This is a genomic window from Kitasatospora sp. NPDC008050, from assembly GCF_042957465.1.
Taxonomy (GTDB): Bacteria; Actinomycetota; Actinomycetes; order Streptomycetales; family Streptomycetaceae; genus Kitasatospora.
The window spans coordinates 139,134-152,665 of the sequence record NZ_JBIBIJ010000016.1; the positions used below are offsets into that span (position 1 = coordinate 139,134).

The 13,532-nt window shown below is 73.1% G+C and carries 10 protein-coding genes; 8 read left to right on the top strand and 2 right to left on the bottom strand.

All coding sequences use genetic code 11. The features are described from left to right. Positions 1-2 precede the first annotated feature (2 nt). The 3 genes from ACFZB9_RS27285 to ACFZB9_RS27295 all read left to right on the top strand — a co-directional run bounded on the left by ACFZB9_RS27285 (position 3) and on the right by ACFZB9_RS27295 (position 3,278). Positions 3-1,196: a glycine C-acetyltransferase gene (locus ACFZB9_RS27285; protein ID WP_391451407.1), complete on the top strand. Its 1,194-nt coding sequence runs from the start codon at positions 3-5 to the stop codon at positions 1,194-1,196. Between the two features lie 61 nt (positions 1,197-1,257). Then, entirely contained in the window at positions 1,258-2,169 is a 912-nt protein-coding gene (locus ACFZB9_RS27290) for a LysR family transcriptional regulator (RefSeq protein WP_391451409.1), read from the top strand. Positions 2,170-2,375: 206 nt separating this feature from the next. Next, entirely contained in the window at positions 2,376-3,278 is a 903-nt protein-coding gene (locus ACFZB9_RS27295; protein ID WP_391451514.1) for a Gfo/Idh/MocA family protein, read from the top strand. A 136-nt stretch (positions 3,279-3,414) separates the two neighbouring features. Here ACFZB9_RS27295 and ACFZB9_RS27300 read toward each other — a convergent pair whose 3' ends face one another. Then, complete coding sequence (locus ACFZB9_RS27300; protein ID WP_391451411.1) at positions 3,415-3,996, bottom strand: hypothetical protein; 582 nt, start codon at positions 3,994-3,996, stop codon at positions 3,415-3,417. Between the two features lie 500 nt (positions 3,997-4,496). Beyond that, entirely contained in the window at positions 4,497-4,889 is a 393-nt protein-coding gene (locus tag ACFZB9_RS27305) for a hypothetical protein (RefSeq protein ID WP_391451412.1), read from the bottom strand. 311 nt (positions 4,890-5,200) lie between these two features. On the opposite strand from ACFZB9_RS27305, the gene ACFZB9_RS27310 reads away from it, so the two are divergent. The 5 genes from ACFZB9_RS27310 (at position 5,201) to ACFZB9_RS27330 (ending at position 13,443) form a co-directional block, all read left to right on the top strand. Next, positions 5,201-6,943, top strand: coding sequence for an acyclic terpene utilization AtuA family protein (locus ACFZB9_RS27310; RefSeq protein ID WP_391451414.1), 1,743 nt, complete (start codon positions 5,201-5,203; stop codon positions 6,941-6,943). Beyond that, entirely contained in the window at positions 6,940-8,538 is a 1,599-nt protein-coding gene (locus tag ACFZB9_RS27315; protein WP_391451416.1) for an acyl-CoA carboxylase subunit beta, read from the top strand. Before ACFZB9_RS27310 ends, ACFZB9_RS27315 begins: the two co-directional genes overlap by 4 nt. Before the next feature lie 49 nt (positions 8,539-8,587). Further along, positions 8,588-10,567: an acetyl/propionyl/methylcrotonyl-CoA carboxylase subunit alpha gene (locus ACFZB9_RS27320; protein ID WP_391451417.1), complete on the top strand. Its 1,980-nt coding sequence runs from the start codon at positions 8,588-8,590 to the stop codon at positions 10,565-10,567. Between the two features lie 15 nt (positions 10,568-10,582). Continuing rightward, entirely contained in the window at positions 10,583-11,764 is a 1,182-nt protein-coding gene (locus ACFZB9_RS27325; protein WP_391451419.1) for an acyl-CoA dehydrogenase family protein, read from the top strand. 101 nt (positions 11,765-11,865) lie between these two features. After that, entirely contained in the window at positions 11,866-13,443 is a 1,578-nt protein-coding gene (locus ACFZB9_RS27330) for an AMP-binding protein (protein WP_391451516.1), read from the top strand. Positions 13,444-13,532 lie beyond the last annotated feature (89 nt).

Here is a 13,532-nt window from a genome sequence, read left to right on the forward strand (position 1 = left end):
CCGTGTTCGACTCCGTACGCGAAGACATCGCCGCCACCCTGGACGAGATCCGCGACGCCGGCCTCTTCAAGCCGGAGCGGGTGATCGGCACCCCGCAGAACGCCGCCGTCACCGTCACCGGCGGCGGCCGCCCGGGGGAGGTGCTCAACTTCTGCGCCAACAACTACCTGGGCCTGGCCGACCACCCCGCCGTGCTCGCCGCCGCCAAGGACGCGCTGGACCGCTGGGGCTACGGCATGGCCTCGGTGCGCTTCATCTGCGGCACCCAGGACGTGCACAAGGAGCTGGAGGCGCGGCTGTCGTCGTTCCTCGGCCAGGAGGACACGATCCTCTACTCGTCCTGCTTCGACGCCAACGGCGGTGTCTTCGAGACCCTGCTGGACGAGCGCGACGCCGTCATCTCGGACGCGCTCAACCACGCGAGCATCATCGACGGCATCCGCCTGTGCAAGGCCACCCGCAAGCGCTACGCCAACCGCGACCTGGCGGAGCTGGAGCAGTGCCTGAAGGAGACCCAGGACGCCCGGCGCCGGCTGATCGTCACCGACGGCGTCTTCTCGATGGACGGCTACCTCGCCCCGCTGCGCGAGATCTGCGACCTGGCGGACCGCTACGACGCCATGGTGATGGTGGACGACTCGCACGCGGTCGGCTTCACCGGCCCGGGCGGTCGCGGCACCCCCGAGCTGCACGGCGTGATGGACCGGGTCGACATCATCACCGGCACCCTGGGCAAGGCGCTCGGCGGCGCCTCCGGCGGCTACGTCGCCGCCCGCCGCGAGATCGTCGCCCTGCTGCGCCAGCGCTCGCGCCCGTACCTGTTCTCCAACTCGCTCGCCCCGGTGATCGCGGCCGCCTCGCTGACCGTGCTCGACCTGATCGAGAACTCGCACGACCTGCGCGAGAAGCTCGCCGCGAACACCGCGCTGTTCCGGTCGAAGATGACCGAGGCCGGCTTCGAGATCCTGCCCGGCGAGCACCCGATCGCGCCGGTGATGATCGGCGACGCGGCCAAGGCCGGCCGGCTCGCCGAACTGCTGCTGGAACGCGGCGTGTACGTGATCGGCTTCTCCTTCCCGGTCGTGCCGCACGGCCAGGCCCGGATCCGGGTCCAGCTGTCGGCGGCGCACTCCACCGAGGACGTCGAGCGGGTGGTCGCCGCCTTCATCGACGCCCGGGCCGCGCTGGAGGCGTGAGCCGGGCCGGGTGAACCGGCCGGGTGACCGAGAGGTGCGTTCGCGCTGGCAGAATGGCTGAGTGATCGATGCCAGACGCCTGCGGACGCTGCGCGCCGTGGCGGACCACCGGACGGTGACCGCCGCGGCCGCGGCGCTCTACCTCACCCCCTCCGCCGTCTCCCAGCAGCTCGCCGCGCTGGAGCAGGAGACCGGGCACGCGCTGCTCGCCCGGGACGGCCGCGGGGTGCGGCTGACGGCGGCCGGCGAGATCCTGCTCAGCCACGCGGACGCCGTGCTCGCCCAGTTGGAACGGGCCGAGGCCGACCTCGCCGCCTACGCGAGCGGCGCGGGCGGCCAGGTCACGGTGGCCTCCTTCGCCACCGGCATCGCCCTGGTGCTGGCGCCGGCCATCAGCACCCTGGCCACGGCCGCGCCGGGGGTGCGGCTCAAGGTGCTGGACGCCGAGGGCGACGCGAGCCTGCCGATGCTGCTCGACGGCCAGGCCGACCTCGCGGTGGCCGTCGAGTACCGCGGCGCGCCCCGCGGTGACGACCAGCGGCTGGCCCGGTTCCCGCTCTACGCCGAGCCCTTCGAGGCGGTCCTGCCGTTGGACCACCGGCTGGCCGGGCTGCCGGGCCCGGTGGCGATGGCCGAGCTGGCCGCCGAGCCGTGGATCGGCCCCTACCCGGGCAACCCCTGCCACGACGTGGTGCTGCTCGCCTGCGAGCACGCCGGCTTCGCGCCGCACCTGGTGCACTCCTCCGACGACTTCAGCGCGGTGGTCGCGCTCGCCTCGGCCGGCGCCGGGGTGGCGCTGGTGCCGCGCTCGGCGCTGCGCGGGGTCGACCTGACGCGGGTGGCGGTGCGCGCGGTGGACAGCGAGCTGGCCACCCGCAAGGTCTTCGCGGCGGTGCGGGGCGGGGCCGAGCACCACCCGCTGATCAGGCCGGTGCTGGAGGCGCTGGCCACGGCCGCCGCCGAGCTGGCCTGAACCGTTGCCCCAGGGGCCCTGCCAGGTGCCGTTGGTGGTCCAGTCGTTGGCGACGTTGCCGTTGCAGCCGCTTCGAAGCCGGCCTCAAGGCAGCTCAGCGGGGGTGGTTGTGGGGCGATGGCCGCCGCGTAGGGTGGATCCGCCTGATGACCGTCCGTCCCGTGGCAGGAGATCCCATGAGTGCGACCGCCGTTCCCGATGCCGTGCTGCCCGTCGGGGTGATCGGGCTCGGTGACATCGCGCAGAAGGCGTACCTGCCGGTTCTCACCGCACTGCCGGGTCTGGACCTGCGGTTGATGACCCGTGACCGGGCCAAGCTCGACCGGATCGGCGACACCCACCGGATCGACCCGGTGCACCGGTTCACCGATCTCGGTGCGCTGATCGGCAGCGGGATCCGGGCGGCGTTCGTGCATGCCGCCACCGACCAGCACGTCCCGATCGTCGAGCAGCTGCTCACCGCCGGCGTCGACGTGTACGTGGACAAGCCGCTGGACTACACCCTGGACGGGTCCCGTCGGCTGGTGGAGCTCGCCGACCGCACGGGGCGCTCACTGATGGTGGGTTTCAATCGCCGCTACGCGCCGGGCTACGTGCAGGCGAAGGAGCGGCCACGTGACCTGATCCTGCTGCAGAAGAACCGCGAGGGCCTGGCGGAGGCACCGCGGCCGATGATCTTCGACGACTTCATCCACGTGGTGGACCTGCTGCGGTTCCTGGTCCCCGGCGAGATCGAGCACGTGGACGTCCGCTCGCGCAGCCGGGCCGGCCTGCTCGAACACCTGGTGCTGACCCTGGCCGGTGACGGCTTCACCGCGCTGGGCGTGATGAACCGGGTGAGCGGCTCGACCGAGGAGGTGCTGGAGGTCTCCGGCGCCGACAGCAAGCGCAGCGTGGTCAACCTCGCCGAGGTGATCGACCACCGCGGCCAGCCGACCGTGCGCCGCCGCGGCGACTGGGTGCCGGTGGCCCGGCAGCGCGGCATCGAACAGATCGTGCTGGCCTTCCTGGACGCGGTGCGGGCCGGGAAGACCATCGACGCCCACGACGCCCTGCGCACCCACGAGTTGTGCGAGCAGATCGTCCAGCGGGTGGCCGAGCAGGCCTGACCCGGCAGGCCGGGGGACGACCCCGCAGACCGGGAAACGACCCGCGGCTCGGGAAACCACCTCGCCCGCCGCACGGCCAGGACGGCCGGGCGGCGGGCGAGTCGCTACTGCCTCGGGTCGTACTGCCGCGGGTGCCTCAGGAGGCGGACGGCGAGGCCGAGGCGGCGTCCGAGGGGGCGCCGGAAGGCTTCGCGGGCAGCAGCGGCGCGCAGGTCTTGTAGGCGGTGGCCGTCGACGGGTCGGCGGTGTTCAGTCCGCGCAGGCCGCCGTTGGCCGGCAGGGTGACGCCGTGGTCCTTCAGGCAGCCGGTGAAGGCCTGCATCGCGGTGCTGTTGTAGCCGCCGGCGCCGCCACCGCGCCCCTGGCCGCCCTGCGGCCGCAGCGAGGCGCAGGCCTGCATCGCGGCCTGGCGGGCCGGGTCGGGCGAGCCGCCGCCGAAGAAGCCGCCACCGCCGCCACCGCCGCCCGGGGCGCCGCTGGGACGCCCGCTCGGGTGACCGCTGGGCCGCCCGGTCGGCATGGTGACACCGTGCTGCTGCAGGCAGGAGGCGTACGCGGCCATCGCCTGCGAGCCCTTGCCGCCGGCGGAGGCGGACGGCGCGGCGGAGGTCGCCGAGGCGGTCGAGGCCGTGGTCGACGACGAGGAGCAGCCGGTCAGCAGCAGTCCGGCGGCGAGCAGAGCGGCGGCGCCGACGGTGCGGATGGTGGTCCGGGACAAGGCCGGTGCCTCCTGATTCGGTGCGGGAAAAGCGAGGGGTGCCGTTGGCGCAGCGGGGGCTTGACGCCAACGGCAGTACTGACTGAACAGCACCGTCGTTTAGGAACCCTGGGCCTTGCTGGGAGCTTCCTCTCACCCACTGCGGTCACAGGGTGGCCGACCGCGCAGACGGGTGGGTGTTCTGTCCGGATTCATCCGCGCTTGTCGCCTGACCGTTGCGCCGTCGCGCACATGGATCTCCCAGCTTCCTCGAAGCCCGCGTAAGGCGAACTCGGTACCGGGGATGGGGTTATTGCGGGACATAACCCCAGTGGGGGTACAAGGGGGTACCCCATCGGCATCCGCCCATGGAGGCGTACGCGATGCCCAAGATCAACGTCTGTCTCTTGCTGAACGGCGGCAGCCCCAACTCCCGCGCCGGCGCCCGGGCCAGGGTGGTCTTCCCGGCTCCCGGAAGTCCGTTCACCAGTACCGTCACCGGCGTGCTCGGAACGGGGGACCTAGAAGCAGTTCGAGTAGCTGGTCCAGTCGCCCGAGCCGTTCGGGGTGCCGCGCCAACGCCAGCAGCCGCTGGACAGGGGGCTCCAGCCGGTGGACGCGTACTGGTAGTAGGGAGCGTCGTCGCCGCCGTCCGGGAAGCCGGTCGGGTCGTAGAGCTCCGCCACGGTCCGGGCCTGGTGGCCGGTCTGGTTCCACGTGTTGACGCAGAGGCTTTTGCCGTCGTACGAGCGGATCAGCCGCGTGCTGAAGCCGTTGGCGTCGTGTCGCGCGACGACGTTCCCGTCGCAGTAGCCGTTCGCCGCCTGGGCGGCGGTCGGCAGGCTGACCGTCAGTGCGGCGGTCACCGCCACCGCAGCGCCGAGCCCGGCCAGCCGTCGTCGTATCGCCTTCAAGGTGGTGCCCCCGTGTCCCCGTGTCCGTGTGGCAGACCCCTGGCGGGGCCCACCCGTGCCGACCACGAAGGCTAGGGGCTCGGGGAGCCGGGCAGCAAGGTGGAATCGGCCGAAGACCCATACGTTTCCGGCCGGCCGGAGCACGGCAGGTGGGAACCGATGTGCCAGAAACCTCCGCGAGGTGACCGTGGGGCTCCCGTCGCCTGCCCGGGAAAAACAAGCACGCACGATTGCTTTTTTCTCCGGGCTGACCCACCATCAATTCCGAGCCACCCGCCACCGCCCGCCCGCGCGACTGAGAAGGCGCCCGCATGCCGCACCCCGGACCGGACTCCACCGCCCCCGCCACCCCGGCGTCGCCGTTGCGCGTGGGCAACGCCTCCGGCTTCTACGGCGACCGCTTCTGCGCCGTGCGCGAGATGCTCACCGGTGGGCCGCTGGACGTGCTCACCGGCGACTATCTGGCCGAGCTGACCATGCTGATCCTGGCCCGCGACCGCCTGAAGGACCCGAAGCTCGGCTACGCCAAGGTGTTCCTGCGCCAGTTGGAGGAGTGCCTGGGCCTGGCGGTGGATCGCGGGGTGCGGATCGTGGTCAACGCCGGCGGGCTGAACCCGGCCCAACTGGCGCAGAACATCGCCGAACTGGCCGCCCGGCAGGGGATCGCGCTGCGCGTCGGGCAGGTTGTCGGGGACGATCTGCTGGCGCGGGCGGGCGAGTTCACCGTGCCTGACGGTCTGCTCGCGGCCAATGCCTACCTGGGGGCCTGGGGGATCGCCGAGTGCCTGCGCGAGGGCGCCGACCTGGTCGTCACCGGGCGGGTGACGGATGCCGCCCTGGTGGCCGGCCCGGCGGCCGCGCACTTCGGCTGGGGGCCGGCCGACCTGGACGCGCTGGCCGGCGCGGTGGTGGCGGGCCACGTGCTGGAGTGCGGCGCGCAGGCGACCGGCGGGAACTACTCCTTCTTCGCCGAACACGACGTCACCCGCCCGGGCTTCCCGCTCGCCGAACTGCACGCCGACGGCAGCAGCGTGATCACCAAGCACCCGGGTACCGGCGGCGCGGTCACCGTCGGCACGGTCACCGCGCAGCTGCTCTACGAGACCGCCGGAGCCCGCTACCTCGGCCCGGACGTGACGGCCCGGCTGGACACCGTGCGCCTGGACCAGCAGGGCCCGGACCGGGTCCGGATCAGCGGGGTGCGCGGCGAGGCGCCGCCGCCCACCCTCAAGGTGGGCCTGAACCGGCTCGGCGGCTGGCGCAACGAGGTGGTCTTCGTCCTCACCGGGCTCGACATCGAGGCCAAGGCGGCCCTGGTCCGCACCCAGCTGGAGCAGGCGCTCGACGAGCCGGGGCGCCGCCCGGCCGGGCTGCGCTGGACCCTGGCCCGCACCGACCGGCCCGACGCCCCGACCGAGCAGCAGGCCAGTGCGCTGCTCCAGCTCACCGTGCGGGACCAGGACCCGGCCAAGGTCGGGCGCGCGGTCAGCGCGGCGGCGGTCGAACTCGGCCTGGCCGGCTACCCGGGTTTCCACCTGACGGCGCCGCCGGGGCCGGGCGCACCGTACGGGGTCTTCGAGGCCGTGCACCTGGACGCCGAGCTGGTGGAGCACTGGGCCGTGCTGCCCGATGGCACCCGCCGCGCGATCCCGCCGGCCGCCACCACGTCACCGGCCACTCCCGAGGAGGCGTCGGAGCTGCCCGAGCCGCTCCCCGCCGGCCCCACCCGCCGCGTCCCGCTGGGCCTGATCGCCGGCGCCCGCAGCGGCGACAAGGGCGGCGACGCCAACCTCGGCGTCTGGGTCCGCAGCGAGCAGGCCTGGCGCTGGCTCGCCCATGAACTGACGGTGCATCGGCTCAAGGAGCTGTTGCCCGAGACCGCCGGCCTGACCGTCACCCGCCACCTGCTGCCCAACCTGCGTGCCGTCAACTTCGTCGTCACCGGCCTGCTCGGCCAGGGAGTGGGCGCCCAGGAGCGGTTCGACCCGCAGGCCAAGGCGCTGGGGGAGTGGCTGCGCTCCCGCATCCTCGACATCCCGGAGGACCTGCTGTGACCCTGCTCGCCACCCGGCTCGACCCGGGGTCGGCGGACCACCTCGCCCACCGCGAGGCGATGCTCGCCAAACTCGCCGAGCTTGCCGCCGAACACGCCAAGGCGCTGGCCGGCGGCGGTCCCAAGTACGTCGAACGCCACCGTGCACGCGGCAAGTTGCTCGCTCGCGAGCGGATCGAGCTGCTGCTCGACCCGGACTCGCCGTTCCTGGAGCTCTCCCCGCTGGCCGCCTGGGGCAGCGACTATCCGGTCGGTGCCGCACTGGTCACCGGGATCGGCACGGTCGAGGGCACCGAGTGCGTGATCACCGCCAACGACCCGACGGTGCGCGGCGGGGCGAGCAATCCGTGGACCCTGCGCAAGGCGCTGCGGGCCAACGAGATCGCGCTGCGCAACCGGCTGCCGCTGATCAATCTGGTCGAGTCGGGCGGCGCCGACCTGCCCAGCCAGAAGGAGATCTTCATCCCGGGTGGCGCGCTCTTCCGCGACCTCACCCGGCTCTCCGCCGCCGGGATCCCCACCATCGCGGTGGTCTTCGGCAACTCCACCGCCGGCGGCGCCTACGTGCCGGGCATGTCCGACCACACCGTGCTGGTCAAGGAGCGGGCCAAGGTCTTCCTCGGCGGCCCGCCGCTGGTCAAGATGGCCACCGGTGAGGAGGCCGACGACGAGTCGCTCGGCGGCGCCGAGATGCACGCCCGGGTCTCCGGCCTGGCCGACCAGTTCGCCGTGGACGAGCCCGACGCGCTGCGGCTGGCCCGCCGGATCGTGCACCGGCTGCACTGGCGCAAGGCCGGGCCCGCGCTCGACCCGGCGGCCCGGCCGCCGGTCTACGACGAGGAGGAACTGCTCGGCATCGTGCCGAGCGACCTCAAGGTGCCCTTCGACCCGCGCGAGGTGATCGCCCGGATCGTCGACGGCTCCGACTTCGACGAGTTCAAGCCGCTCTACGGGTCGAGCCTGGCCACCGGCTGGGCCACGCTGTTCGGCCACCCGGTGGGCATCCTGGCGAACGCGCAGGGCGTGCTGTTCAGTGCGGAGTCCCAGAAGGCCGCCCAGTTCATCCAGTTGGCCAACCAGCGGGACATCCCGCTGCTCTTCCTGCACAACACCACCGGCTACATGGTCGGCAAGGAGTACGAGCAGGGCGGCATCATCAAGCACGGCGCGATGATGATCAACGCGGTGGCCAACAGCACCGTCCCGCACCTGTCCGTCCTGCTCGGCGCCTCCTACGGGGCCGGCCACTACGGCATGTGCGGGCGGGCCTACGACCCGCGCTTCCTGTTCGCCTGGCCCAGCGCCAAGTCCGCCGTGATGGGACCGGCCCAACTGGCCGGGGTGCTCTCGATCGTGGCCCGCCAGTCGGCCGCCGCCAAGGGGCAGCCCTACGACGAGGACGCGGACGCCGCGATCCGTGCCATGGTCGAGCAGCAGATCGAGGCGGAGTCGCTGCCGGCCTTCCTCTCCGGACGGCTCTACGACGACGGGGTGATCGATCCGCGCGACACCCGCACCGTGCTCGGCCTGTGCCTGTCCGCCATCCACAGCGCACCGGTCGAGGGGGCGCGCGGCTATGGCGTCTTCCGGATGTGAGGGCGTGACGGGTGTGCAGGACGTGAGCGAAGAAGTGAAGGACCGTCAGATGATCACCAGCCTGCTCGTCGCCAACCGAGGTGAGATCGCCCGCCGGATCTTCCGCAGCTGCCGCGAACTCGGCATCGCCACCGTGGCGGTGTATGCCGACCCGGACGAGGGAGCGCCGCACGTCCTGGAGGCGGACAGTGCCGTCCGGCTGCCCGGCGCCGCCCCCGCCGACACCTATCTGCGCGCCGATCTGCTGGTGCGGGCCGCCCTCGCGGCCGGTGCGGATGCCGTGCACCCGGGGTACGGCTTCCTCTCCGAGGACCCGGCCTTCGCCCGTGCGGTGCTGGCGGCGGGGCTGACCTGGGTCGGGCCGAGTCCCGAGGCGATGGCCGCGATGGGCTCCAAGAGCGCGGCCAAGCGCCTGATGGCCGCGGCCGGGGTGCCGGTCCTCGAACCCGTACGGCCCGAGTCGGCTACCGAGGCCCAACTGCCGCTGCTGGTCAAGGCGGCCGCCGGTGGTGGCGGCCGCGGCATGCGGGTGGTGCGCCACCTGTCCGAGCTGGCGGGCGAGCTGGCCGCGGCCTCGGTGGAGGCGGCGGCGGCCTTCGGCGACGGCGAGGTCTTCCTGGAGCCGTACCTGCCCAGCGGCCGGCACATCGAGGTGCAACTGCTGGCCGACGCGCACGGCACCGTCTGGGCGCTGGGCGAGCGCGACTGCTCGGTGCAGCGACGGCACCAGAAGGTCCTGGAGGAGACCCCGGCGCCGGGCCTGCCGCCCCAGCTGCGCGCCGAGTTGGCCACCGCGGCCACCGCGGCCGCGCGCGCGATCGACTACACCGGCGCCGGCACGGTGGAGTTCCTGCTCGCCCCGGACGGCCGGTTCTTCTTCCTGGAGATGAACACCCGTCTCCAGGTGGAGCATCCGGTCACCGAGTGCGTCACCGGCCTGGACCTGGTGGCCCTGCAACTGGCCGTGGCCGAGGGCCGGGAGCTGCCGGACGAGCCGCCCACCGCGCGCGGCCACGCGATCGAGGCCCGGCTCTACGCCGAGGATCCGGCGGCCGGCTGGCAGCCGCAGAGCGGCACCCTGCACCGGATCGAGTTCCCCGCCGAGCACCCGGTGGCCGGTACCGAGCGGCACAGCGGCCTGCGGATCGACTCCGGCGTGGTGAACGGCAGCACGGTCGGGGTGCGCTACGACGCGATGCTCGCCAAGGTGATCGCCTGGGCGCCCACCAGGGCCGCCGCCGCGCGCCGCCTGGCCGACGCGCTCAGCCGGGCCACCATCCACGGCCTGACCACCAACCGCGCGCTGCTGGTCCAGGTGCTGCGCCATCCCGCATTCCTGGCCGGGGAGTTGAGCACTGCCTTCCTCACCGAGCACGCGGCGGAGCTGCTGCCCACCGGCGTGGACAAGCGCGAGCTGCTGTCGGCCGCGCTGGCCGCCGCCCTTTCCCAGGCCGCCGCCCACCCGGGCCCGCTGCCCGGCGGCTGGCGCAATCTGCCCTCCCAGCCCCAGGTCAAGCGCTACCGCACCGCCGACGGCCAGGAGTTGACGGTCAGGTATCGCCGCACCAGGGACGGCCTGCTGGCCGAGGAGTACCCCGGGGTGCGGCTGCTCGGCGCCACCATGGAGCAGGTGGTGCTGGAACTCGACGGTGTGCGCCGCACCTTCCGGATCGCCCGCTACGGCGACCTGATCGAGATCGACACGCCGTCGGCATCCGTCACCCTCACCGCCTTGCCGCGTTTCGCCGAACCCGTGGTGGCACCGACCCCGGGCGCGCTGCTCGCCCCGATGCCCGGCACGGTGATCCGGCTGGGCGCCGCCGTCGGCGAGCGGGTGGCGGCCGGCCGGCCGCTGCTCTGGCTGGAGGCGATGAAGATGGAGCACCAGGTGACCGCGCCGGTGGACGGCACGGTGACCGAACTACGCGCCCTGGCCGGGCAGCAGGTCGAGCTGGGGGCCGTGCTGGCCGTCGTCGAGCCCACCCGGCCTGCCGAGCCCACCGAGCCCGCCAGTTCCGTGACCCCGTAGACCGGAGGACCCCGCATGTCCGCACCGAGCACGTCCGAGAGCCCGCTGATCGAGACCCCCGAGCGGATAGCGCTGCGCCGCGCGGTCGGTGACCTCGGCCGCCGCTACGGCTCCGGCTACTTCCTCGCCAAGGCACGGGCCGGTGAGCACACCGACGAACTCTGGTCCGAGGCCGGGAAGTTGGGGTTCCTCGGCGTCAACCTGCCCGAGGAGTACGGCGGTGGCGGCGCCGGTGTCTACGAACTGTCGATCGTCCTGGAGGAGTTGGGCACCGTCGGCTGCCCGCTGCTGATGCTGGTGGTCTCCCCGGCGATCTGCGGCACCATCCTGGCCCGGTTCGGCACCGAGGAGCAGAAGCGCGCCTGGCTGCCGGGCCTGGCCGACGGCAGCCGCCGGATGGCCTTCGCCATCACCGAGCCGGACGCCGGCTCCAACTCGCACAAGCTCTCCACCGTGGCCAAGCGCGATGGCGCGGACTGGGTGCTGAACGGCCGCAAGGTCTTCATCTCCGGCATCGACGGCTCGGACGCCGTGCTGGTGGTCGGCCGCACCGAGGACGCGCGCACCGGCAAGCTCAAGCCCGCGCTGTTCATCGTGCCGCGTCAGGCTCCGGGCTTCGAGTACCGGCCGATCCCGATGGAACTCGTGTCGCCCGAGCGCCAGTTCCAGGTCTTCCTGGACGACGTCCGGCTGCCCGCCGACGCCCTGGTGGGCGACGAGAACGCCGGCCTCCAGCAGTTGTTCGCCGGGCTGAACCCCGAGCGGATCATGACCGCCGCCTTCTCGCTCGGGGTGGCCCGCCAGGCACTGAACACGGCCGTGGAGTACGCCAGGAGCCGCACCGTCTGGGACACCCCGATCGGCGCCCACCAGGGCCTGGCCCACCCGCTGGCGCAGTGCGCCATCGAGGTCGAGCTGGCCCGCCTGATGATGCGCAAGGCCGCCCACCTGTACGACGCGGGCGACGACGTGGCGGCGGGGGAGGCCGCCAACATGGCCAAGTACGCTTCCGGCGAGGCGGCCACCCGCACCGTCGACCAGGCCGTGCAGACGCTGGGCGGCAACGGCCTGACCCAGGAGTACGGCCTGGCGGCGCTGCTCGCCGCCACCCGGGTCGGCCGGGTGGCCCCGGTCAGCCGCGAGATGATCCTCAACTACGTGGCCCAGCACACCCTCGGCCTGCCACGCTCCTACTGAGTACGCACGCGCGCCGGGGCGTGCGCGCCCCGGCACCCGGGTAGCACCTCCGGCACGGCCCCCACCCGGCCGTGAGTCGCCGATCCGCAGGAGTTCCTATGGTGTTCCGCAGCGAGTACCCCGACGTCCCCGCCGTCGACCAGCCGCTCCACGATGTGGTGCTGGCCGGCGCCGCCCGCTACGGCGACCGGCCCGCTCTGGTGGACGGCGTGACCGGTGAGACCCTGAGCTACACCGAACTCGCCACCGCCGTCGGCCGGGTGGCCGCCGGCCTGGCCGAGGCGGGGGTGGCCAAGGGCGACGTGGTCGCGCTGCACAGCCCCAACTCCATCGCCTACCCCGTCGCCGTGTACGCGGCCGGCAAGGCGGGCGCCGTCGTCACCACCGTCTCCTCCCTCGCCACCCCCGAGGAGCTGGCCGGCCAGCTGCGCGACAGCGGCGCCACCTGGATCATCACCTGCTCGCCGCTGCTGCCCGTGTCGCTGGCCGCCGTCGAGGCGGCAGGAGCGGGCGGAAAGGCCGTACGCGAGATTTTCCTGCTCGACCAGGGCGGCCCGGCCGACTACCGCACCCTGGCCGACCTGCGGGCCTCGACCGCCCCCGAACCGCGGGTCGCCATCGACCCGGGCACCGACCTCGCCGCGCTGCCCTACTCCAGCGGCACCACCGGCCTGCCCAAGGGCGTGATGCTCACCCACCGCTCGATCGCCACCAACCTCGCCCAGCTCGACGCGGTCGAGCCCGGTGTGCTGGGCGAGCGGCTGGTCGCGGTTCTCCCATTTTTTCATATCTACGGATTGGTGATCCTTCTTCATCGCCCGCTCCAGGTCGGCGCCACCGTGGTGGTGCTGCCCCGCTTCGACCTGACGCAGTTCCTGCGCACCATCCAGGACCACCGCATCGAGGGCCTGATAGTGGCCCCGCCGATCGTGCTGGCGCTGGCCAAGCACCCGCTGGTCGACGAGTTCGACCTCTCCTCGATCCGCTACGTGCGCAGCGCCGCGGCCCCGCTCGACGCCGACCTCGCGGCGGCCTGCGCCGCCCGGCTCGGCCTCGCCACGGTCCAGCAGGGCTACGGGATGACCGAGCTCTCGCCCGCCACCCATCTCGTCCCGCTGGCCGACCCCGATCCGGCGCCGGGCTCGGTCGGCAAGATGGTGGCCGCCACCGAGCTGCGGGTGCGCTCGCTGGACGGCGGCGGGGACGACCTCGGGGTCGGTGAGCAGGGCGAGATCCTGATCCGCGGCCCGCAGGTGATGAAGGGCTACCTGGGCCGCCCCGCCGAGACCGACACGATGATCGACCCGGACGGCTGGCTGCACACCGGCGACATCGGCTACGTCGACGAGCGCGGCTATCTGTTCATCGTCGACCGGGTGAAGGAGCTGATCAAGTACAAGGGCTACCAGGTGGCGCCCGCCGAGCTGGAGGCGCTGCTGCTGACCCACCCGGGGATCGCGGACGCCGCCGTGATCGGGGTCACCGACGAGGACGGCACCGAGCGGCCGAAGGCCTTCGTGGTGCGGGCCCCGGGCAGCACGCTGACCGAGCCCGAGGTGATGGAGTTCGTCGCCGCCCGGGTGGCGCCGTACAAGAAGGTCCGCGCGGTGGGCTTCCTGGACGCGGTGCCGAAGTCGGCCAGCGGCAAGATCCTGCGCCGGGAGCTGCGCGGCCGCTGACCTGGGATCAGTCCCCGGCCCCGGGTCCCGTCTGGGAGGATGCGGGGGCCGGGGATCCCCCCACCCCGCCACCCGCACCCGGGGACGTT

Bases quoted from the DNA above. Each gene is read 5' to 3' on its own strand.
- ACFZB9_RS27320 (WP_391451417.1), top strand. From the start codon at position 8,588: ATGATCACCAGCCTGCTCGTCGCCAACCGAGGTGAGATCGCCCGCCGG.
- ACFZB9_RS27310 (WP_391451414.1), top strand. From the start codon at position 5,201: ATGCCGCACCCCGGACCGGACTCCACCGCCCCCGCCACCCCGGCGTCG.
- ACFZB9_RS27325 (WP_391451419.1), top strand. From the start codon at position 10,583: ATGTCCGCACCGAGCACGTCCGAGAGCCCGCTGATCGAGACCCCCGAG.